We start from the raw sequence: 22651 nt of genomic DNA, 5'->3' as shown, positions 1-22651 counted from the left end.
CTTGATTCAAAAAAGTTTTATTTTTTTTCAACAGTGGTGCGCAGATGAGGCCAGGCAGCGCGTAAATACTGGAGCATGGACCACAGCGTCAGGCCGGCAGCGATGAGCAGCAAGGCGTAGCCCAGCAAGACCCAGAAGGAAAAGTCCGACGGGTTGGCCAGCAGGATCACCAACGCGAGCATTTGCGCGGCGGTTTTCCATTTGCCCATGTTCGACACGGCGACGTGGGCGCGGGCGCCGATTTCGGCCATCCATTCGCGCAGGGCCGAAACGACGATCTCGCGGCCGATGATCACCGCAGCCGGCAAGGTCAGCCACAGGTTGCCGTGTTCCTGCACCAGCAGCACCAGGGCCACGGCCACCATCAGTTTGTCGGCCACCGGGTCGAGGAACGCGCCGAACGGCGTGCTCTGTTCCAGGCGTCGGGCCAGGTAGCCGTCGAGCCAATCGGTGGCGGCCGCAACGGCGAACACCGAACTGGAGGCCATGTAGCTCCATTCGTAAGGCAAATAGAACAACAAAATGAAAATCGGAATAAGCAGGACGCGTAGAACGGTGATCAGATTAGGGATATTCATCGGCACAACTGGCTGCGAGGTGAGAAGGCATTCTACTCGCTGTGCAGATTTGCATAAATCAACTCAGCGAGCTTTTTACTGATACCGGGTGCTTTAGCTATTTCGTCAATGCTGGCACGGGAGAGCTCTTGCAAGCCACCAAAATGTTTAAGCAGGTCGCGTCGGCGTGTCGGGCCTACTCCGGCCACGCCTTCCAGGGTTGAGGTTCGCCGGGTTTTGCCGCGACGGGCGCGATGGCCGGTAATGGCGAAACGGTGGGCTTCGTCGCGGATCTGTTGGATCAGGTGCAGCGCAGGCGAGTCGCCCTTCAACGTGAACTCATGGGCGGCATCATTCAAGTACAACGTCTCGAAGCCGGCCTTGCGCGTGGCGCCCTTGGCCACGCCGAGCAGGATCAGGTCGGGTACCGCCAGTTCGTTGAGCACGTCGCGAGCCATGGACAACTGGCCCTTGCCGCCGTCCACCAGCAGGATATCGGGGAGCTTGCCCTCCCCCTCCTTCAATTTGCTGAAGCGGCGCGTCAAGGCCTGGTGCATGGCGGCGTAGTCGTCGCCGGCGGTGACGCCTTCGATGTTGTAGCGCCGGTAATCGGACTTGATCGGCCCCTCCGGCCCGAACACCACGCAGGACGCCACCGTGGCTTCGCCGCTGGAGTGACTGATGTCGTAACACTCCAGGCGCTGGGGCGGTTCGTCCAGGTTGAGGACTTCGGCCAGGGCCTCGAAGCGCGCGGCCACGTGCTGTCGATTCGCCAGGCGTGCGCTCAGGGCCTGCTCGGCGTTGGTCACGGCCAGTTGCTGCCAGCGCGCCCGCGTGCCGCGCACGCGGTGGCTGATGTCCAGTTCACGGCCACGCAACGCGTGGATGGCCTCGATCAACGTCGGGAAGTCTTCATGCACCACGTTGACGATCAGTTCCGACGGCAAGTCGCGCTCGGGGCTGCTGACGTAATACTGGCCCAGGAACGCGGCCATGACTTCAGCGACCTCCTCGTCGATCCCGGTCTGCGGGAAGAAGTTCTTGCTGCCCAACACCCGACCGCCACGCACACTGATCAGGTGGACACAGGCGCCACCCGGGTTGACGAACGCAGCGATCACATCGACGTCGCCGGTTCCGCCTTCCATGCTTTGCTGGTCCTGCACACGCCGCAGCAGGGAGATCTGGTCGCGCAACTCGGCGGCTCGCTCGAAATCCAGGGTGCTCGCGGCTTGTTCCATGGCGCCGGAGAGTTCGTCGGTGAGGGCGTTGCTGCGCCCTTCGAGGAACATCACCGAATGGCGCACATCCTCGGCGTACTCCGCCGGTTCAACCAGGCCGACACAGGGCGCCTTGCAACGCTTGATCTGATATTGCAGGCACGGCCGGGTGCGGTTCTTGTAGAAGCTGTCTTCGCACTGTCGCACGAAAAAGGTCTTTTGCAGCAGGCTCAGGCTTTCGCGGATCGCACCGGCGCTGGGGTAAGGTCCGAAGTATTTGCCCTTCTGCTTCTTCGCGCCCCGATGAATACTCAGGCGTGGGAAGTCGCCGTCAGATAAAAACACGTAGGGGTAGGATTTATCGTCACGCAGCAGGATGTTGTAAGGCGGCCGCCATTCCTTGATCAGCGTCTGCTCAAGCAGCAGCGCCTCGGTTTCGTTGGCGGTGATGGTGGTTTCGACCTGGGCGATACGCGCCACCAGGGCCGCGGTTTTCGGCGCGAGGCCGGTCTTGCGGAAGTAGCTTGCCAGGCGGTTTTTCAGGTTCTTGGCTTTGCCCACATACAGCAGGCGCGCCTCGCTGTCGAACATGCGGTACACGCCGGGGCGGCCGCTGCAGGTCGAGAGAAAGGCACTCGGATCAAACGGTGTGGTCATGTCAGGCGCTGGCGTCCACCATGCCGTGGCGCACCGCGAGCAGGGTCAATTCAACATCACTGCTGATGGCGAGCTTCTCGAAAATGCGATAGCGGTAGGTGTTGACGGTCTTGGGGGACAGGCACAGCTTGTCGGAGATGGCCTGCACCTTCTGGCAGCCGACAATCATCAAGGCGATCTGGATTTCACGCTCCGACAGCACGTCAAACGGCGAATCGCTGGTGGGCTGGAAGGACTTGATCGCCAACTGCTGCGCGATCTGCGGGCTGATGTAGCGCTGGCCGGCAAATACCAGGCGAATGGCTTGTACCATCTCCGCCAGGCCTGCGCCCTTGGTCAGGTATCCCGCCGCCCCCGCCTGCAGCAGACGTGTAGGAAACGGGTCTTCTTCGCACACGGTGACCACCACGACTTTGATGTCCGGGTGGCTGCGCAACAATTTGGTAGTGGCGCCAAGACCGCCGATCCCAGGCATCTTGACGTCCATCAACACCACATCGGGTTTCAACTCCCGGGCCTTGATCAGGGACTCTTCACCCGATTCAGCCTGGCCGACTACTTGCAGGCCATCGATGTCAGCCAGCATTCGTGTAATGCCTGTACGAACGAGATCATGGTCATCGACTACTAGCACCCTAATCAAGCAGACACCTCGCGATATGGTCTTATAGGTTGCTGAACACCTTAGCAAAAAACCAAGGCGCAGACCTAGTTGCAAGTGTCATATATATAGCGCTTGAGCGCGAAGAGCGTGCCCGTCGAACGACGAGCAGCGCTGTTTCCTGGGGGAAAGGTCAGGAATCCTGGGCTACAGCTTTAATTTGCCGTTCACTTTCATCGTCAGCGAATGCTCGGCCAGGGTAGAGGTCAACCGCCTGATTGCATCCTGGTCCTCTTTGAACATGGCCCGGTAGTTGCCCAGCACTTTTTCTTCGATCTGACTCAGGTTATCCATTTGAGCTGGCGTAGGAGCCCCCGTTAATACGTAGAGCAAATCCACGCCGCGTTCGGCCACACGCGATAAATAATCGGCCTTCGGCGCCCGCCCGCCGTTTTCGTATTTGCCTTGTGCGTTCGCTTCAACGCCTCCAATTTCACCAAACACTTTTTGCGACAACCCAAGCCGCTCTCTTTCCTGCCTTAGACGCAAACCGATTCCACTCATTTGGATGTATGATCCTAAATTGGCACACCCCAAGAGGTGATACGCTGATCCCTTGGTTACACAAACTTGAACGGTTTTGAACTATGCCCGGAATTCGTACTGCTGCACAAGCCAAGGCTTGGCTTGAACACCAAGGTAAGTCGGTTCAAGCGTTCGCCCGGGAACACGGTGTCGACCCGGCAACCACGTATCAGGTGCTCGCTGGGCGCAAGAAAGGACGGCGGGGAGAGGCCCATAAGGTAGCGGTCCTTCTGGGCATGAAAGAAGGCATCATCCTTGCCGAGAATGAGCCTCTGAGGCAGGAACAAGAAATATTACCCTAGGCTCAGTATGCGCTTATTAAGCCGTTGCGCCTGTTTTGCGCAAATGAGTCACTTATTAGTCTGCGGACATGGGCCGACAATCGCGTTCCATGCACCAGAAGCACGCATCCTCACCCGCAACTTGCAAACCCTTGCGCTGATAAAGCTTTTTTGCCGGATTGGTTTTAAACACGGTCAACCGTAAAAGACCGCGACCTTGAGCGCACGCCTTGAACGCCATTTGCTCCAGTACCCAGCTGCCTGCTCCACGGCCACGGAACGGTTCGAGAATATGCAACTCGCGAATGTACAGCGCCTGGCTGTCGCGACTCAGGCTGATAAAGCCCACCACGGTATCGTCGCTGCAGATCAGCCAATTCTCGCGCCCCGCCCAGGCCACGTCGAAACCATCGTTGGACCACAGCAAACGGTATTGCGCGTAGTAGCCGCGCATGGCTTCGTAGGTCAGCGTCCGGGCAAATGAGCGGTCCTGGTCAGTCGCCGCGCGCAAGTGAAACGTCATGTCATCGCGCCCCTTCAGCCCACAGTGCTACCGCTTGACCGGTCCAGCGCCCGCCATCGCGACGGGCAATGACCAGCGCGTCGCCCACCCCCGGCGCGGCGGCAAGCACCTGCCCATCGGCGCCCCAGATAGCACTGCGTCCCGCGCACGCCCAGCCGCCCGAGGGGCCACCGTGATTGGCCATCAATACCACCAGGCCATGCTCGGCGGCGTAGCCCTGGAGCAACGCGCTGTCCGTTGCGTAGCCGCCTTCACTGATCAGCACACCGGCGGCGTATACAGTGGCGCCCGCTTGCGCAGCCTGACGTGCATGGCTGGCGTGGGAAAAGTCGGCGCAGACCGCCAGCGCGATCCGATCATCCCGCCACTCAAGCATGTCACCGCCCCGCCCCGCGACAAACGCCACCTCTTCGCCGGGATGCAGATGCTGCTTGGTGTAAACCGCAAGCGAACCGTCTGCTCCCAGCACCAACGCGGCGATCGACACGCCCGCCCCTGGCGCCAAGCGGATCGGCATGCCCACCACCGCCGTCAAGCGCAGCTCCCGCGCCATCTCGCGCAGCGGCGTCAACAGCGCGTCCTCGGGGGCGATTGCCAGCTCAACCGCCAAGGACGGCTCATACCCGCTCAACGACAGCTCCGGAAACACCAGCACTTGCACGCCCTGCTCAGCCGCTGCGCGCATGAACGCCAGGTGCCGCAGGATATTGACCGGTACGTCGCCGGCGATGGAAACGGATTGAGCAGCGGCAAGGGTCAAGGCAGTCATGGTCGCGTCCCGGCAAGCATTATTGAGTGGCCACCAGCATATCGGCACTCACCCCATAGTCGTAAGTACCTCCACACAATAGAAATTACCGATTGAATCCACCCGTGCGCCTCTAGTAAGCTGCCACCATCATTTGGAGAGCCACCATGTTGCAACTCACCCACACCCAGGTTTGCCCTGCTGCCAGCGCCTCGCGCTCGGTATCGGCTACCCGTGTGAACGGTTTGAGCGCACTGGTCAGCTTTTATTTTGGGTATTGGTTTAGCCACTGGCGCGCCTGATACCTGAAATCGGCGCCCACTGCTCAAGGGGTCGCCTACCAGAGAAATCTAACCCCCGGTCGGCTCCCCGATCGGGGGTTTTGTTTTTTCAGCCCTGAACACTTTGTTTGATCAAGACCATTTAAAGGAATCACGACATGAACTACGCCACCTATTACCGCTACGACACCAGCACTGCATGGCGATTTAGCAAGCTCCGCTCGGGACAGCCTGCCGCCTCCGATCGGTCACCTATCGGTGGCAAGCCAACACACGTAGCCACTACGGCCAATTGTCGAACACCCCAGTAGGGCAGAGCGTGCGGGAATCGCCCGCCGCTTGCCCAGGAAGCCTTGAAGATGAACTCCTCCGTCGCCGCTCTGCCCGTCTCTACCCTGACCAGCGCCAATGAAGCGCTGACCCTGCGCTTGCCCAGTTCCCTTGAACTCAAGCACCAGTTACCTCTCAGCCCATTCCTCAATGAGCAAATCCACGCCCATCGCCAAGCCGTGCGCGCCATTCTCAATGGCGAAGATTCACGTTTGCTGGTGATCGTCGGTCCGTGTTCGATCCACGACCCGGAATCGGCCATGGAATACGCACGCAACCTGAAGAAACTGGCGTTGGACGTCAGCGACCAGATGCTGCTGGTAATCCGCGCCTACGTCGAAAAACCGCGCACCACCATTGGCTGGAAAGGCCTGGCCTACGACCCGCACCTGGATGGCAGCGATGACATGGCCGCCGGCCTCAGCCTGTCACGCGAACTGATGCGTGAGATGCTGCGCCTGGGCCTGCCGGTCGCCACCGAGTTGCTGCAACCGATGGCCGCCGGCTACTTCGACGACCTGCTCAGTTGGGTCGCCATCGGCGCACGCACCACCGAGTCGCAGATCCACCGCGAAATGGCCAGCGGCCTGGGCATGCCCGTCGGCTTCAAGAACGGCACCGACGGCGGCGTCGCCATTGCCTGCGATGCGATGCACTCGGCGTCCCACCCGCACCGGCACTTCGGCGTCGACAGCCAGGGCCACCCGGCGATCATCCAGACCCCGGGCAACCCCGACACCCACCTGGTGTTGCGCGGCGGTCACCGTGGGCCGAACTACGATGCGCAGAGCGTGGCCCAGGTGAAACAGGACCTGGCCAAGTCCAAGGTGACCGCGCGGATCATGGTCGATTGCAGCCATGCCAACAGTGGCAAAGACCCGCTGCGTCAGCCGGCAGTGTTCAATGAAGTGCTGGAGCAACGCCTGCAGGGCGACACTTCGCTGATCGGCATGATGCTCGAAAGCCACGTGTTCGAAGGCTGCCAACCATTGGGCCCGGCGATGAAATACGGCGTGTCGGTGACCGACGGTTGCCTGGGTTGGGACAGCACCGAGCAGCTGTTGCGCAGCGCAGCTCAACGCTTGCGCGAACACGCCATCGGCTGAGCAATGGACACCGGCTTGCCTGCAAAGCGCGGGCAAGTCGGACGGCCGCCAACCTGGAGAGCAACCTCAAGACCCTGCAACTGACCTTGAGCGCTGCCGACAAGCTGCACCTGACAGCCCCAATGGCATCGCGCCGACGCGGAACTAAACCCCGGCCACCGGCGTGCGCGATAATTCCCGCAGCCAGGGCAATACCCGCAAGCCCGCGGCGGCCTCAGGTGGGTCGATGATGTCCATGAAGTGCTCAAGGTTGATGTTATCCGGTACGCCGGGCAAGCGGACCAGTACCTGCGGTGTCAAGCCTGCGGGTACGCCCAGGTCCAGGTGATCGTAGACCAGCACGTGGCGCACCTGGGCCTGCGGCCCACCGGCGTGGGCCGCCAAGCCTGCATTGACGATCAGCACATCAAAGGGTTCGGCCGGGATCGCCGTGAGGATCTGGACCTCTTCAAAGGTTTGCACCGGCACAATCCGGTGATACCCCAATCGGTTGAGCATTTTTTCGATATACAACCGTTGCAGGTGCTGTTCATCGGCAATCAGGATGGTCAGTGCTTTGTTCGGCATGGCAAACCCCTGGCAGGCTGTGCTCGTTGAATGAGAGCAGCCCATTTTCCAGACATATCCCGCAGACAAAATCAGGCATGTTCCCCCTTCATGTAGGAGTTGTCCCAAATCCACCGAATAACCACCCAACCGCGTCAAGGTTGATTGCAATAAACGCTCAAGCTGTGATGCAAATCATCGATCGCCTGCTCGACGTCCTCAACCGCTGCCCCCAACGCCTGGAGGTCCTGCCGTTCGCACACGGCCTCCAAGGTTTCGCAACAAGCGATCAGCGCGTGCGCCTTGACCATCCGCGCGCCGCCTTTGGCGCGGTGTGCCAGGTCATGCAACTGGGCAAAGTCGGCCTGACGTCGCAATGACGGCAATAGCCGTTGATCGGCTTCCAGACTGTCGAGCAGCGGCATCAACAATTCGTTGAGCGCTGCATGATCGTCCCCCGTCAGCATGATCAGCGCTCCCAGATCGAACGCCGGTTCGGCTTGCGGCTCGCATAGGCTCGCCATGCGCGGCGCCAGGGCCGATCGCAAGTCTTCGAGCCCGGTGGGCTTGAACAGGCACCCGTCCATGCCCGCCTGGCGACAGCGCTCGGCTTCTTCGGGTTGGGCATTGGCGGTAAACCCCAGCAGCAGGCACGGCACCAGGCCTCGCTCGTGCTCTTGAGTACGAATATCCCGCGCCAATGTGTAACCGTCCTTCAGAGGCATATTGCAATCGGTGATCACGCCATCGAAGTGCCCGGCCTGCCACAGCGCGAGCCCCTGTACACCGTCCTCGGCCGTGGTAATGCGATGCCCCAGGAAGCTCAACTGCCGGGCCAGCAGCAAACGGTTGGCCGGGTAGTCATCCACCACCAGGATACTCAACGCGCGTGTCGGTGGGCTGTGCGCAGCAGGCGCCGAAGCCGGCGCCGGCAGCGCGGCCGCCAGGCTCAGCGCCACACTCACGTCCACCCGGGTGCCCTGCCCCAGCACGCTGCTCAGGTGCAACTGACCGCCCATCATTTCGCATAGACTGCGACTGATCACCAACCCCAGGCCGGAACCGCTGCGCGCCGATTGTTCAGCGTTGCTGCCCTGGCTGAACGGGTTGAACAGCCGCTGCTGGTCCTGAGCACTGATGCCCATACCGGTGTCTTGCACCCACAACCTGAGCCGCAGTTGATCCTCGGCGACATCGCCCTGGGCACCCAGTTGCACCTGGCCTTTGCTGGTGAACTTGATGGCATTGCTGAGCAGGTTCGAAACCACCTGCTTGAAGCGCAGCGGGTCGATCAGCACCGGGCGATCGAGCGCCGGATCGAGCGTCACCCGCAGCGCCAGCCCTTTGGCCCGCGCGAGGCCTTCGAAAACCCGCACCACCGAAGCCAGCAGCTCACGCAGGTTGGCGGGCTCCTGGGCCAGGGACAGGTGGCCGGATTCGATCCGGGCGATGTCCAGGATGTCGCCGATCAATTCCAGCATGCCGCGCGAGGCTACCGACGCCACTTCCAGCGCATCGCGATCCGCCCGACCTTGCTCGGCGCTTTTGAGTGCCAGCTCGATCATGCCGATCACCGCGTTCATCGGCGTCCGGATCTCGTGGCTCATGGTGGCCAGGAACGTCGTCTTGGCGCGGTTGGCGGCGTCGGCATCGTCCTTGGCTTCCTGCAACTGGCCCAGCAAGCGGTGGCGCTCACTCACATCCACCCAGCCGGCAATCATACCCACGACCTTCTCGTCGCCGTCGCGGTACGGCAGCATCCAGTGGTAAATCGTGAGGACTTCGCCGCCCGGCACCCTGAGGATCCGGTCATGAATCTGCGGCTCGCCCCGCGCCATCAACTTCAGGTAGTCGTCATGGTACGACTGGGCTTGCGGCGGGTTACCGGTGTCGGTTTCCACCACGGTCTTGCCGATCACGTCTTCGAGCTTGAAACCGAACACGTCGAGGTAGGCATTGTTGCAGGCCATCAACCGCCCCTGGCGATCGCGCACGTAAATCGGGTGAGGCGTGCCGTCGATCAACACGCTCATAAAGCGCATCTGATCGCTCAACGCCCGCTCGGCCTGGGCGCGCTTGCGAATCAGGCTGCGCAGGTAAAAGGCCCAGCACAGGGTGATCAACAACAGCACCGCGGCGAGACTGAAACCCTGGATGATTGCGTTGCGATGGCGCAGCCAGTAGCTGTCTTCAATGATGATCTCGCTGCGCCAGTGATTGGTCAGCTCATCCAGCTCCTCAGGTGTGATGCTCAACAATGCCTTGTCGAGGATCGAATACAGCTCCAGTTGGCTGCGGTTGACGCCAAACGTGATCCGCGCCGGCTCCGTGCCGACGGTGCTGGTCATACGCAAGCGGTCGCGGTAATGACGCGCAATCATGTAGCGCGCACTGATGAGCGAAATAACAGTCGCATCGGCCCCGCCATTGGCCACCAACTCCATGGCGGCTTCGGGGTTTGCGCTGTCGATAAACTCAATACCGGGGTAATCCCGCGTGATTTGCTCACCCAGGCTGTTGCTGCGAATGAACGCCAGGCGCTTTCCGGGCAAGTCTTCCAGGGTAACCAGCCGCTCGTCTTCGGCGCGCACCACCAGCACATACGGGTTGGACAGGTAAGGCCGGGTGAAGCGCAACTTCTCGGCCCGCTCGACGCTGGGGGTAATCACCGCCAGCATGTCTGCCTGGCCAGCATTGACCTCATCGATTTGTCGAGGCAACGAACTGCCCTTCACCACATCGAACTTCAGGCCCGTGCGCAAGCTGATCCGCGCCAGCACCTCCGCGCTAAGCCCTTCGAATTGCCCTTGCTCATTGAAAAACGACAATGGCACGAACTTGTCGAGCACCGCCACTTTCACCCGCGGGTGTTTCTCCAGCCAGCGCTGCTCGCTGTCACTCAGGCGCAGCCGTTCGGCTTCCATGAAACCGCTGCCGCCAGCACTCCAGCGGCGCAGAATATCCATCTGCTGGTTGACCGGCACGATGGCCAACGCGGCGTTGATGATATTGCGCAGGCGAATATTGTCCTTGGTGAACGCAAACCCGAAAGGGTTGACCTCCAGGCCGGAAAAATCCGCCACGCGCACGTTATTGAGGTGGTTCTTGTTGATCAGGTACCGGGTGCTGATGGCATCGCCCAGGTACGCATCGGCCCGGCCGAACGCCACCGCACCGATGGCTTCGAAGGTCGAGGCAAACAGTTGCAACTGCGCGTGGGGGTAGAACTGCTGCACGGCATCGGGCTGCATGTAGTGATACAGCATGGCCACGCGTTTGCCGGCCAAGTCCGCGCTCAGGGCCTGGGTGTCTCCGATGCGGGTGACCAGGGTGGGTTGATCGTTGGCGTAAGAGCGTGACAGCTCCAACTCAGGGTCTGCGGCTTCATAGCCGTTGGCCGAGCCAACGAAATCCACCGCGCCCTGCTTGAGCGCTTCAATCACTTCATCGCGGGTATCGTAGCGTCGCACCTCGATGATGATATTCAACGCCTGCGCCACCAGCGCCGCATAATCGGCGGTAATGCCCTCAAGCTCGTCGTTGTTGTTGCTCAGGTCGAATGGCGCGTAATCCGGCGCCGACACCCCCATCACCAACGTGCGCCGCTCACGTAGCCAGCGCCAGTCGGTTTCATCCAGCGTCAGGCTGGGGTTTTCGAGCTGAGAGTGCCCCAACAGGAACAGTGCATGTGGCTGATCGACGGCCACTGCGATCATGGGCAACAGGCCCATCAACAAGATCGCGGCGAGCCGCTTAAACACAGTGGCAGTCATTTCAGATCAGATGATTGCGCTGGGCGAACTTGGATAAATGCACGACGGAGGACATGCGCAACTTCTCCTTCAGGCGGGTTTTGTACGTGCTGATGGTCTTGTGGCTCAGCAGCATGTCCTCGGCGATTTCCTTGTTGCCCAGGCCCAGGGCCAGCTTCTGCAGCACCGTCAACTCGCGGTCCGAAAGAGCTTCCACCAACTCGTGCTCGGAGGTCTGCAAATCATCGCGGCGCACCGAACTGGTGGGCAGGCTGGGAAAGCAGCTGTAGTTGCACATCACAGCCTTGATTGCTTTTTGCAGCTCGTCCAACTCGCCGGTCTTGGCGACAAACCCCATGGCACCGGCCCGCATGCACCGGGTCGAAAAAAACACCGCCAAGTAGGACGTGAGCACCAGGATCTTGCACGGCAGGCCCAAGGCCTTGATCCGACTGATGACCTCCAGGCCACCCAACTTGGGCATCGCCAGGTCGAGAATCACCAGGTCCGGACGCCCTTCTCTGGCCTTCTGCACGGCATCCGCGCCATTACCCGCTTCATCAATTTCAGTAAAACCTTCCTGTTTCAACAGAAATTTGACAGTGGCACGAATAAACGGGTGGTCATCCACTACTAACGCTTTGCTCATAAAACACCCCTGAGAGGACAAAGTACGCTGACACATCACACGGGACGCAGCCACCTGTGAGAATTGACAGTCCCGACGAACGGTACGGTCCCTCAGAGCGCCAACAGACGGGTGCCTGGTCCCTTCCCTTGAAAATCACCACGAACATATGAAGCCATATCATTGCTGCCGGCCAGCCGCAGCGATCAACCTTAGCAATGGGGTGATGTTTCTTACGAAGGGATAATCCTGACTGCGTGTAGGACTTTTCCTTACAAAAGCATAGCCAATCCTGGGTCTACCTAGGCTTGACCAGGATGGATCAGTCGGTGGTACTTGGGCTCCAGAAAGCCTGCACCACCAGGCTCGACATGGAAATGCGCGTCACCAGGGCGTCCAGTTCATCACCGTCCACGGAAGTGGCCGCCAGGGTCGCCTCGATCTCCACTTCTTCGCTGCCAAACGGGCGCACATCGACATCGCTGGCGGGGTAGTTGCAACGTGCCAGCTCCGCTTCCAGCAACACCATGACCGCCTGTTGCTGGCTACGCCGTGCAATCACATAGAGGATGTTGGTCACCTCCGCCGACACCACATCCAGCGGCTGGCGGTTGATGTTATTGACGATCGGCCGCAGCAGCGTATTGGCCGCCAGTACGAACAACGTGCCCAGCAGCGCTTCGAGGATCAGGTCGGCACCGGCACAGGCGCCCACCGCGGCCGAGGCCCAGAGGGTGGCGGCGGTGTTGAGCCCGCGCACGTTGCCTTCTTCGCGCATGATCACGCCGGCCCCCAGAAAGCCGATGCCCGACACCACATAGGCGACCACCCGCACAGCACCGTCTGCACCGCCCAGGCGGTTGGCCATGTCGACGAAAATCGCCGCGCCCACTGCGACCAGCACGTTGGTGCGCAAGCCCGCCGTGCGCTGGCGGTACTGGCGCTCGAAGCCGATCAAGCCGCCGAGGATAAACGCGGCGGTCAGGCTGACCACGGTATCGATCAGGGAATCGAGGTTGATGTTGTTGATTGCCTGCATAAAAACTCCATGAATGCGGCGGCAGCCCCACTGCCATCGCGGGCAAGCCTGGCTCCCACCGGGCCCAGGGGCGTTCGATACAACTGTTATTGCCAGCCAAACTTACGGATGTAGTAGCCCTTTACCGTCTGGGTCAACGCCATGTACCCCAACAGAATCACGGGCAGGAACACAAAGTACAGCGACGGCAACGCCTGCAGTTTGAAGTAGTGCGCCAACGGCCCCATCGGCAGGAAAATCCCCACGGCCATGATCACCCCCGTCATCACCATCAGCGGCATTGCCGCACGGCTTTGCAGGAACGGGATTTTCGGGGTGCGGATCATGTGTACGATCAGCGTCTGGGTCAGCAACCCCACCACGAACCAACCCGACTGGAACAGGGTCTGGTGGTCCGGGGTGTTGGCATCGAACACATACCACATGAGTGCGAACGTGGTGATGTCAAAGATCGAACTGATCGGCCCGAAAAACAGCATGAAACGGCCCACATCCCCCGGTTGCCAGCGTTGCGGCTTGGCGAGCATGTCTTCATCGACGTTATCGAATGGAATCGCGATCTGCGAAATGTCGTACAGCAGGTTCTGCACCAGCAAATGCATGGGCAGCATCGGCAGGAACGGAATGAACGCACTGGCGACCAGCACCGAAAACACGTTGCCGAAGTTGGAGCTGGCGGTCATCTTGATGTACTTGAGCATGTTGGCGAAGGTGCGCCGGCCTTCGAGCACGCCCTCCTCCAGGATCATCAGGCTCTTTTCCAGCAGGATGATGTCAGCCGCTTCCTTGGCGATGTCCACCGCGCTGTCCACCGAAATACCGATATCGGCCGTGCGCAGCGCCGGTGCGTCGTTGATCCCGTCGCCCATGAAGCCCACCACATGGCCGTTGGCCTTGAGCAGGCGCACGATGCGTTCCTTGTGCGACGGCGTCAGCCTGGCGAATACGTTGGTGGTTTCCACGGCCTTGGCCAGTTCGGCGTCGGTCATGTCCTCGATGTCGTTGCCCATCAGCAGGCCTTGCTGCTCCAGGCCCACTTCGCGGCAGATCTTGGCGGTGACCAGTTCGTTATCGCCCGTCAGCACTTTGACGGCCACGCCGTGGGCCTTGAGGGCCTTGAGAGCAGGCGCGGTGCTTTCCTTGGGCGGATCGAGGAAGGCCACATAACCGATCAACGTCAGGTTTTTTCATCCGCCAGGTTGTAGGTATCGCGCCCCGCTGACATCGGCTGCGCGGCGACCGCGACCACCCGCAAGCCTTCTTCGTTGAATGCCGCGGTTACTTGGCGGATGCGCGCCAGCAACTCATCGGTCAGCGCTTCGTTGGAGTCACCGTGGCGCACCCGGTTGCACACCGACAGAATCTCTTCCACCGCGCCTTTGCAGATCAACAGGTGCGGCTGGCCTTGCTCGGCCACCACCACCGACATCCGGCGCCGGTTGAAGTCGAAAGGGATCTCATCGACCTTCTGGAACGCGGTGGCGACTTTCAGCTCGCGATGCACCTCCACGTGTTCCAGCACCGCCACGTCCAACAGGTTTTTCAGACCGGTCTGGTAGTAACTGTTGAGGTAGGCCATTTCCAGCACGTCGTCGGACTCTTCGCCCCACACGTCCACATGGCGCGCCAGGAAAATCTTGTCCTGGGTCAGCGTGCCGGTTTTGTCCGTACACAGTACGTCCATGGCGCCGAAGTTCTGGATCGCGTCCAGGCGCTTGACGATGACCTTCTTGCGCGACAGAAACACCGCGCCCTTGGCCAACGTCGAGGTGACGATCATCGGCAGCATTTCCGGGGTCAGGCCCACGGCAATCGACAGCGCGAACAGCAGCGCTTCGGTCCAATCGCCCTTGGTGAAACCGTTGATGAACAACACCAGCGGCGCCATCACGAACATGAAGCGAATCAGCAGCCAGCTGACTTTGTTGACGCCCTGCTGGAACGAGGTGGTCGCGCGATCCGTGGCGGTGACGCGCTGGGCCAACGCGCCGAAATAGGTGCTGTTGCCGGTGGTCAGAATCACTGCCGTCGCCGCGCCGGACACCACGTTGGTGCCCATGAACAGGATGTTTTCCAGGTCCAGCGGGTTGCGCGTCTTGGCATCCTTCTGCTGGGCGAACTTCTCCACCGGCATCGATTCGCCGGTCATCGCCGCCTGGCTGACGAACAGGTCCTTGGCATTGAGCACGCGGCAGTCGGCGGGGATCATATCGCCGGCCGACAGCACGATCAGGTCGCCCGGCACCAGTTGCTTGATCGGCAGCTCGATGGGTTTGGCCGCCTCGCGGCGCAACACCGTCGCGGTATTGCTCACCATGTCCTTGAGTGCGTCGGCAGCCTTGTTCGACTTGGCCTCCTGCCAGAAACGCAGCAGGGTCGACAGCACCACCATGGAAAAAATCACCGTGGCGGCCTTCATGTCTTCGGTCAGCCAGGAGATCACCGCCAGCAAGGTCAGCAGCAGGTTGAAGGGGTTCTTGTAGCAATGCCACAGGTGGACCCACCAGGGCAGCGGCTGTTCGTGTTCGACTTCATTGAGGCCGTATTGCTCCCGCAACGCGTCGGCTTCCTGGGCGTCCAAGCCTTCGGCGTGACTGCCCAGGGTGCCCAGCAATTGTTCCGCGCCGCTGTTGGCCGCAGCCACCAGGGTTTGCGCCAGGCTCGGCGGGACTTCGCGGCTGACGCTGGCGTCGGTGACGCTGTCGAGCAGTGCCAGGCGACGGAAATGCCGAGCGATATGCCGGGTCCGCAGGAAGCCGGCAAAGAACTCTTTCAACAGAGTGAAGTTCATGGTGTTACTCCTGCGCGAGGAAACCGTCGTGCAGGTACGGCCAACTGCGCCGCGCCCGATCAAAAAGGCACAGCCAGCCTGGCCCGCCCGCCGCAAAAAAGGCAGGCGCGTCCGTAGCAACCTGAGGTGAATCAGGTGCTGGTCAGCGTCGATGAGAGTGGATCGAGGCAGGCGCCAGGACTGGTCGCTGCCGGGATGCCGCTTCTCGCTGTTTGGCGAGACAACGGCATCGGAAGAATGCGCGTTACCTTGCCAAGTCTGTGCCGGTTACCGAAACCGGCCGACGACTGTCACTTGAACAAGTACCCACTGAGGGTCTCCGCTATTGATGAAAACGCGCGAAGCTTACGCCCCGATTACAGGAGAGTAAACCGTAAGAAAGTACCTGCATGATGAATAAGAGGATTCTTCAGGATGGGTTCAGGAACCCCTATCTTGAAGCCCTCCAAGGCTTAAATGTGGGAGGGAGCTTGCTCCCGATGGCGATGGTGCAGCTAGAGATAAGCTAACTGCCCCACCGTCATCGGGAGCAAGTCGAGTCGTCACACCACCCCTCCCACAGGTTGAATGTGTCTATCCGCAGCTAAGGTGCAACAGGTCGATCTCGCGGCACCCGTATCAGGTAATCATCCACCTGCCCACCCACCAGCGCCTTGACCTGAATCGACACCGTATTCAGCTGTCGCCCCATCCTGACTCCCTCGCGAATACGCACCGGCATATACCCCAGTTTCGGCCAGAAACGCTCGGCCTTGCGATTACCGACCACCACCGTCAGGCGCAGCCACTCGGCCCCCTGCGTGACGGCCCATGCTTCGAGGTCGGCGTGTAACCGCCGCCCTCAATCATCGCGCGTCAGTACTTCCAGCAATTCAATTTCAAAGCGCAAAGGGCTGTTCGGCTTGATATGCGCGCCCATCGAACGTTCGCCATACGCCAGGTGCGCCGGTACGAACAATGTGCGTACACCGCCGACTTGCATGCCCATCAACCCCTGGTCCCAGCCCTTGATCACCCGGCCCGTTCCAATCACACACTGAAACGGCTTGCCCCGTTCCCACGACGAATCGAACACCGTGCCATCTTCCAGGGTGCCGGTGTATTGAGTGGTGATCAACGCGCCCTTGACCACGGCCTTGCCGGTGCCGGGGCGGATGTCGGTGATCTGGAGTTGTTCGTCGCTCATGGGGGGCTCTCGTTGACTGCGCAAAGGCTGGGGTTTTCCCAGAATTGGGTGGGTTTGGCAAGTGTAGGAAGCGTCGGCTCAATGACATTTCTCTTTAACCTGCGGGGCGTTTCCGCCGGCTGGGCGGCACCTCGCGCAGGGGAGTTACTTCGAGATCGCACTCGATGAACATAATCGGAGGGGGGGCGGTGAATTGATCGCTGGAGTACATGAAGCCGCGCTCGTACAGAAAGAACCTCCAGCTGTGGAGGGGCGGGTCCCATTATCGGCCGTCCGTCATACACCGCCCCAACTAATTAACTCGCACCTACTGTCTTTCATGAGGCTCGCTCACCTACGAAAGACTGCGAAGCACCCTAATCGAAAATAACACTCTGCTTATTTCCTGCCTCCAGTATTCAAGCTCAATCTATAAAACACCAATCAGTACTGAACAAGGAAAACAGAATGACCATAGGATCTGACTTCAACTACCCCGCGGACATAGCGCAACAGCATCAACGAGGCAAGCGATCCGCTACTCATCATTGGAAAGCTAGATTCCCTAACCCGCCAGACTTATGTTTTGACTATCGCACCCTAGTAGAACAAAAAAATGGAGTCGCCATAGCGACTGAAACCAATCATAAAATCTGCATCATAGGTGCTGGCATTACAGGTTTGACGAGTGCACGGGAACTACATAGATGTGGCTTCACAAACATAACCTTACTCGAAAAATCAACGCGCATTGGTGGCAGACACTTCACAGCGCTTGGAAACAATAACATCAACACTATTGGCAGGCCGCCTTTTGAAATGGGTGCAATGAGAATGCCTTTTTTCAACAAATCAAATGAGTCGCCCAAAGATGGGCGCTCACTCATGGCCTATTACGCTAGCGAATTTAATTTAACTCACTCAAATTTTCCAAACCCCGGCAGCCCTACGGTTCGATCAACTGGAATATATCTGCGGGAAGGCAGTATAGATGGAAACAGCCAACCAACAATGCTGATCTGGAAAAATACCGACGGAAAAACGCCACCGCCTGGCGATACCCTAGGAGCAGTTTTTGCAAAATGGAAAACATTCGCCGAACGTATGACCACGAAAGTCAGCGAGTTCTATGGCACTGAGCACTGGGAAAGTATGTGGTCAGCCATAGTAAAAAAATACGAAGGTGTTTCATTTCGTGACTTAGTTAAAATGCCAACCATAGATAGGTGGTATCAAAGGGACCCTGGTCATTTCGGCGGTATGGGCATGACTGCAGATGAGTCTGCCGTTTTTTACTCCATCGGAATTGGTGATGGCAGTTGGGGAGCATTCTATGACGTTTGCTCGCTTTACCCACTACGCACAGCTATATTTGGATTCAGCAGTCATCTACAGTTGATCCATGGGCGGGTAAATGCGGATGGTGTTCCCATAGCCTCACCGTATTTGAACGCAATAGAAACCGTGGATTCGAAAGGACTTAAGTTCAACAAGCCAAATTACATTGGACTTGCTGCCCTGGCTGAATCCCTGCTTTTCATAAAGCCAAATGAGACCCACGAATCATTATACGAGCATTTGGTAAATCGTGAATTCGGATTAATCACCAACAGCTCAGTAACAAAACTAAAAAAACTTACAAATGGAAAAATACGAGTACATTATGACTGGAACACCTCACAGCCAGAAATAACGGAGAAGCATTTCATCGACTTTGACTCCGTGATAGTGACGCTCCCATCCTGGCTGATAGAAACACAAATCTTACTAGAGGGATTCAATCATGAAATGCTTCCTTTCGAAATAATAGCAGCCTATAAAACTGCTCACTGGGAAACCAGTTGCAAGGTGTACGCCCCACTTAAAAAGACCTTTCTCTCAAACAACAACAGCATTCCTCAAGCCATAGTAACTGACAGCTTCATACATGACATTTACACCTATCGCTACAATGACAATAGCACCTATGACTGCATCCTACTCAGCTACACATGGGAAGACGACGCAATAAAGCTATCGCTATTCAGCGACAACGAACTTGTCGACAAATGCATAGATGAACTCGACAGAATCCTCTTAAAATCAACGAACATAAGGCAAAAGATATCCCCCTATATAGGACGAAAACAGGCAATCGTTCAACGATGGATGAATGACAAAAACTCGCTTGGCTGTGCGAAGCTTTACCGGCCAGGCACCTATTATGACGCTGTCAGCCTAATGAAATACAATAGAGATTTTTCTCACAAGTCTGGGCTTTATCTTTCCGGCGAGTCTTTCTCCGTCGATGCAGGCTGGACCGAACCCTGCTTCAGGGGCGCCATTGATGCGGTGATCAATATATGCAGCAAAACCCACGCAAATTTTAATGGTGGCTTTAGCATGCAAGACTACCCTGAATTTCAAACCGAAAACTAACAAAGCTTGAGAGACGGACTACAACACAACAAGAATCATCCGACTTCCAATTAAACACTTTATCACCTCTTATAAACATTCAACCACCCCGGTTGCATAACAATAAGAGGTCACATCCATGAGCGAACCAACGAGCCCCGCCCGCATCGCTGTCATTCAACTTGATCCCCAGGTCGGCATGGCCAATAGAGCCGATAACCTGCGTCAAAGTCTTGCCCTCGCCACCGAGGCCGCAAACGGCGGTGCCACTCTGATCGTGCTGCCTGAGCTTTCCAATTGCGGATATTTTTTCAGCAGCCGTCAGGATGCCTTTGATCACGCCGAGGCGGTTCCAGACGGTATCAGTGTGCGAGCGTGGATAGACTTTGCATGCAGCCATCAGGTGTATCTGGTTGCCGGTCTGAACGAGATAGACGGTCATCAGTTGTTCAATACTGCCGTACTGCTCGGCCCCGGTGGGTTTATTGGAAAATACCGCAAAGCTCATTTGTGGAATCTAGAAAAGCTTTGGTTCACACCTGGTGATACAGGTTTCCCAGTGTTTGAAACGCCGATCGGACGCATCGGCTTACTGATCTGCTGGGACATTTGGTTCCCAGAAGTGCCGCGCATTCTAAGCCAGCAAGGCGCCGATATCATTTGTAGCCTGAACAACTGGGTTTGGACACCTCCTCCGCTGTTCGATGAGGCGGGTAAATGCATGGCGTCGTACCTGACGATGACCGCCGCCCATGTAAACAACGTGTTCATCGCTGCCGCCAGCCGCATTGGCGAAGAACGGGATGCCCGTTACCTCGGATGTTCGTTAATTGCCGGGACCAATGGCTGGCCAATCGGCGCTGTGGCTTCGGCCAACCGCCAGGAAATCCTGTTTGCCGACATCGATATCACCAGCGCCCGTAGCGCACCGATCTGGAACAGCCTTAACGATCTGCATCGCGACCGACGCAACGATCTCTACGATCAGATGCTCGGATATTCGCAACATCCTGCTCTACCGCGCTAATCGGAGGGCACATCATGGAAACTCTATTTGCCAAGACATCACCTCTGCGTTCCCGCGCGGACATCACAGTTCTGACCCTTGGGTTTATAAGCATATTGCTGGTGGTTTGGGTTGTAATTAGTCATCGCGGATCCTGGCCGGGGTATAGCGAGATGGTTGCGAACCTGCCTAGTTCTACCGCCTGGTTACGCTGGGTGCTGGGGGATATCAGCGAAGTAGCCTTTTATAAACACGAGCTTGCTTCTCTCGGATTGCTGAGCGGTGCATACATTGCCTGGTGGGCGAGCACGCGCGGAAAAGCGTGGCAAGGCTTTTCCATTTCCTACGGTACAGGATTGTGGCCTTGGCTCGTGACCAGTTCATTGTTGGGGCTAGTACTAAGCAACTTGCTCTGGGGGTGGACCGTAACTACCGGGACATGGCAACCAACATTCGCAGCATTCGTTTCACTGCCGGCGGCGATGGTGCTGATGTTCGGCGGCGGTTGGAAGGTAACGCTCAACGGTGCAATACTGGGGGCGTTGCTGGTGACGCCAACGTGCTTGTTGATCGTGAACTTCGTTTGCGTACCGCTCGGGTTACCTGCGGTGATCGGTAATGTGCTCGGCATGGCCGCTGGTAGCATCATCGCGTTTGAAATTTGTCGTCGGCTGCCCTCGCTGGTTCGTTCGAACTACACCGCCCCCGTAAAACCAATGCCAGCCAAACCGCCCACCTACGGTGTGGGCTGGAGCCTGCGTCGGGTGCTGGCGGACTTTTCAGAAGCCCCTTTTTTCGGGAATGAACTCGCTAGTCTTGGGCTGCTGGCAGGTGTGTTACTGGCGTATGCTCTGAATCCCATCAGCCCGGCTTATGGTTCAGGCTTGCTTATAAACCTTATAGGTGCGCAGGCATTGACTTCAGCAATCGGTGTGGTGATCTGGCGATATCAGTGGATCAAAAAGGGCTGGTATCCGACCTATGTTCCATTGGTGTCAGTGGTTCCTGCAGCCGTGTTGACTTATGGAGGTAGCTGGATGGTTATGGGCTCTAGTGCGCTCTTTGGGGCATTGATCGCGCCGCCGTTAGCCTGTGCAATTGCAGGGCGGTTGCCCGCGCACTTTCATCCCTACATAGGCAATGTGATCGCAATGGCGATGAGCACGCTATTGGTGGTGCCGCTGGTGGGCTGGTTAGCCTCAGAGTAAAGATTTTTCCCATGCTACATTCCTCATGTAGCGTGGGAACCATAAGTGATTAGACGCTAAACGCGCTCTTGCGCAAGGCGCATTTTTTCGAAAAATGCATTGTGGCGGGGGCCGATTGCCTCACCACAACAAAAGCAATCATCGCCTCAAGGCTCGAGGACCGACAGAAAGGTTTTGCCGCTGGGGAGTAATGCTAATTTTTGCAATACGTCATTGACGACACCGACGACACCGAGGTCTTCAGGGCTGGCATTCCCATCGACCACACGACTCAACACCGTCAAAAACTTAACCCGACCCGAATCCACCTTGTCCGACCTGCTGCCCTTGAGGGATATACGGCTCTCGGCAATAGAAGTCTGTTGCTTAAGGTAAACGCGAAACTCTGATTTATTCATTGCCAGTTTCCTTCTTCAACAATGAGTAGGACACGCACTGCAGATTAAGGAGGTCACTGCACCTTGCCTACTGTCAAAGTTCACAGATCTGTATCAGTTACCGGGTGTCGCTCTCACAACCAATGCCAAAACCGGCTCCAGAACCCACGCCCCAAATCATTCTTGCAACCCGCATATTGCTGCGCATACAGCTGCGAGCGAGCCTGCACTTTGCTGGCCACGGGGGGTAGCCAGGCTTTGCTGGCGTAGGTGCGCTGGCGATAGCCGCCCCAGCCTTCGTGGTAGTTCAGGTATTGGCCGTAGGCGTCGTACTTGTAAACGCCGTTGATGGTGTAGGTCTTGTCCATGTACCAACCGACGAAGTCGATGGCGTCGTCGAAGTCCTGACGGCTGGCGCCGCTGCGGCCGGTGCTTTTGCGGTAGTCGTTCCACACTTCATCCTTGGCCTGGGCATAGCCGGCGGCGGTGGAGACGCGGCCCCAGGGGATGATCCACAACAGGTAGTTACGCGGAGCCTTGGCGTCCTGCCGGAAGGCCGACTCCTGGTACATGATGGCGAACGGCAACTGGATCGGCACGCCCCAGCGCTTTTGGGTGACTTGGGCGGCGTCGTACCAGTCGGCCTTTTCGCGAAAGATGCCGCAGAGGTCGTTGGGCGTGCGGGGTGGCGAGGTGCCGCAGGCCGCCAGCAGCGAAGTGAGTAATAACAAGCCGACGAATTTGCCTGCGTTCAAGATGCACCTTTGCGGGATACGCGTAAAAAGCCGGCATTTTACCCATTCAACGCGGCAGGTGAAGAAAGGAAACGCTCAGCGCCGTGCGCAACAGCAGC

General features: G+C 58.3%; 19 protein-coding genes and 2 pseudogenes. 6 read left to right on the top strand and 15 right to left on the bottom strand.

Annotation, left to right across the window (positions count from 1 at the left end):
- Nucleotides 1-17: 17 nt before the first annotated feature.
- From pgsA to RGV59_RS17275, 4 genes are all read right to left on the bottom strand, one after another.
- Nucleotides 18-578 (bottom strand): CDP-diacylglycerol--glycerol-3-phosphate 3-phosphatidyltransferase, encoded by a 561-nt coding sequence (gene pgsA, locus RGV59_RS17290; RefSeq protein ID WP_017847081.1) that lies wholly within the window; start codon nucleotides 576-578, stop codon nucleotides 18-20.
- A 32-nt stretch (nucleotides 579-610) separates the two neighbouring features.
- Nucleotides 611-2434 carry an excinuclease ABC subunit UvrC gene (gene uvrC / locus RGV59_RS17285; protein WP_017847080.1) on the bottom strand — a complete coding sequence of 608 codons (1824 nt, stop codon included), beginning with the start codon at nucleotides 2432-2434 and terminating at the stop codon, nucleotides 611-613.
- Nucleotide 2435: 1 nt separating this feature from the next.
- Nucleotides 2436-3077 (bottom strand): UvrY/SirA/GacA family response regulator transcription factor, encoded by a 642-nt coding sequence (uvrY, locus tag RGV59_RS17280; RefSeq protein WP_026140040.1) that lies wholly within the window; start codon nucleotides 3075-3077, stop codon nucleotides 2436-2438.
- Between the two features lie 165 nt (nucleotides 3078-3242).
- Complete coding sequence (locus tag RGV59_RS17275; RefSeq protein ID WP_046485884.1) at nucleotides 3243-3599, bottom strand: helix-turn-helix domain-containing protein; 357 nt, start codon at nucleotides 3597-3599, stop codon at nucleotides 3243-3245.
- 83 nt (nucleotides 3600-3682) lie between these two features.
- Between RGV59_RS17275 and RGV59_RS17270 the strand changes: the two genes are divergently transcribed.
- Nucleotides 3683-3922 carry a DNA-binding protein gene (locus tag RGV59_RS17270; protein ID WP_046384003.1) on the top strand — a complete coding sequence of 80 codons (240 nt, stop codon included), beginning with the start codon at nucleotides 3683-3685 and terminating at the stop codon, nucleotides 3920-3922.
- A 55-nt stretch (nucleotides 3923-3977) separates the two neighbouring features.
- On the opposite strand, the gene RGV59_RS17265 is transcribed toward RGV59_RS17270, so the two are convergent.
- Together RGV59_RS17265 and RGV59_RS17260 are read right to left on the bottom strand one after the other, a co-directional pair.
- Nucleotides 3978-4424, bottom strand: a complete 447-nt coding sequence (locus RGV59_RS17265) for a GNAT family N-acetyltransferase (RefSeq protein WP_102617809.1) — start codon at nucleotides 4422-4424, stop codon at nucleotides 3978-3980.
- Nucleotide 4425: 1 nt separating this feature from the next.
- Nucleotides 4426-5193 (bottom strand): carbon-nitrogen hydrolase family protein, encoded by a 768-nt coding sequence (locus RGV59_RS17260; RefSeq protein ID WP_102617810.1) that lies wholly within the window; start codon nucleotides 5191-5193, stop codon nucleotides 4426-4428.
- A gap of 146 nt (nucleotides 5194-5339) precedes the next feature.
- Between RGV59_RS17260 and RGV59_RS17255 the strand changes: the two genes are divergently transcribed.
- Both RGV59_RS17255 and RGV59_RS17250 read left to right on the top strand, forming a co-directional pair.
- The gene (locus RGV59_RS17255; protein WP_256350929.1) at nucleotides 5340-5474 is read left to right on the top strand and encodes a hypothetical protein; all 135 of its coding nucleotides are present in this window, start codon (nucleotides 5340-5342) and stop codon (nucleotides 5472-5474) included.
- 338 nt (nucleotides 5475-5812) lie between these two features.
- On the top strand, nucleotides 5813-6889 hold the full coding sequence (locus RGV59_RS17250; RefSeq protein ID WP_102617811.1) for a 3-deoxy-7-phosphoheptulonate synthase: 1077 nt from the start codon (nucleotides 5813-5815) through the stop codon (nucleotides 6887-6889).
- Between the two features lie 144 nt (nucleotides 6890-7033).
- Here the strand turns inward: RGV59_RS17250 and RGV59_RS17245 are convergent, their stop codons facing one another.
- The 7 genes and pseudogenes from RGV59_RS17245 to RGV59_RS17215 all read right to left on the bottom strand — a co-directional run bounded on the left by RGV59_RS17245 (nucleotide 7034) and on the right by RGV59_RS17215 (nucleotide 16831).
- A complete protein-coding gene (locus RGV59_RS17245; RefSeq protein ID WP_102617812.1) occupies nucleotides 7034-7456 on the bottom strand; it encodes a chemotaxis protein CheY in 423 nt (140 codons plus the stop codon).
- Nucleotides 7457-7590: 134 nt separating this feature from the next.
- Nucleotides 7591-11208 (bottom strand): transporter substrate-binding domain-containing protein, encoded by a 3618-nt coding sequence (locus RGV59_RS17240; protein ID WP_102617813.1) that lies wholly within the window; start codon nucleotides 11206-11208, stop codon nucleotides 7591-7593.
- 1 nt (nucleotide 11209) lies between these two features.
- Nucleotides 11210-11836, bottom strand: a complete 627-nt coding sequence (locus tag RGV59_RS17235) for a response regulator transcription factor (protein ID WP_017847071.1) — start codon at nucleotides 11834-11836, stop codon at nucleotides 11210-11212.
- A 301-nt stretch (nucleotides 11837-12137) separates the two neighbouring features.
- Nucleotides 12138-12854: an MgtC/SapB family protein gene (locus tag RGV59_RS17230; RefSeq protein ID WP_017847070.1), complete on the bottom strand. Its 717-nt coding sequence runs from the start codon at nucleotides 12852-12854 to the stop codon at nucleotides 12138-12140.
- An 86-nt stretch (nucleotides 12855-12940) separates the two neighbouring features.
- Nucleotides 12941-15645: pseudogene (gene mgtA, locus RGV59_RS17225) on the bottom strand (magnesium-translocating P-type ATPase).
- Nucleotides 15646-16228: 583 nt separating this feature from the next.
- Nucleotides 16229-16483: pseudogene (locus tag RGV59_RS17220) on the bottom strand (GNAT family N-acetyltransferase); the annotation flags it as partial.
- A 3-nt stretch (nucleotides 16484-16486) separates the two neighbouring features.
- Complete coding sequence (locus RGV59_RS17215; RefSeq protein WP_017847066.1) at nucleotides 16487-16831, bottom strand: FKBP-type peptidyl-prolyl cis-trans isomerase; 345 nt, start codon at nucleotides 16829-16831, stop codon at nucleotides 16487-16489.
- A 447-nt stretch (nucleotides 16832-17278) separates the two neighbouring features.
- On the opposite strand from RGV59_RS17215, the gene RGV59_RS17210 reads away from it, so the two are divergent.
- The 3 genes from RGV59_RS17210 (at nucleotide 17279) to RGV59_RS17200 (ending at nucleotide 21421) form a co-directional block, all read left to right on the top strand.
- Nucleotides 17279-19228 (top strand): flavin monoamine oxidase family protein, encoded by a 1950-nt coding sequence (locus tag RGV59_RS17210; protein WP_126585864.1) that lies wholly within the window; start codon nucleotides 17279-17281, stop codon nucleotides 19226-19228.
- Nucleotides 19229-19346: 118 nt separating this feature from the next.
- Entirely contained in the window at nucleotides 19347-20234 is an 888-nt protein-coding gene (locus RGV59_RS17205) for a nitrilase family protein (protein WP_026140038.1), read from the top strand.
- 14 nt (nucleotides 20235-20248) lie between these two features.
- Nucleotides 20249-21421, top strand: coding sequence for a hypothetical protein (locus RGV59_RS17200; RefSeq protein ID WP_017847062.1), 1173 nt, complete (start codon nucleotides 20249-20251; stop codon nucleotides 21419-21421).
- 146 nt (nucleotides 21422-21567) lie between these two features.
- Here RGV59_RS17200 and RGV59_RS17195 read toward each other — a convergent pair whose 3' ends face one another.
- Entirely contained in the window at nucleotides 21568-21819 is a 252-nt protein-coding gene (locus RGV59_RS17195; RefSeq protein ID WP_046485896.1) for a hypothetical protein, read from the bottom strand.
- A gap of 113 nt (nucleotides 21820-21932) precedes the next feature.
- Nucleotides 21933-22553 carry a transglycosylase SLT domain-containing protein gene (locus tag RGV59_RS17190; RefSeq protein ID WP_057004912.1) on the bottom strand — a complete coding sequence of 207 codons (621 nt, stop codon included), beginning with the start codon at nucleotides 22551-22553 and terminating at the stop codon, nucleotides 21933-21935.
- Nucleotides 22554-22651 lie beyond the last annotated feature (98 nt).

The organism is Pseudomonas sp. FG1 (assembly GCF_034313875.1).
Classification (GTDB): Bacteria; Pseudomonadota; Gammaproteobacteria; order Pseudomonadales; family Pseudomonadaceae; genus Aquipseudomonas; species Aquipseudomonas veronii.
The sequence above is the reverse complement of the archived record's forward strand: the minus strand, read 5'-3'. Positions and strand labels throughout refer to the sequence as shown.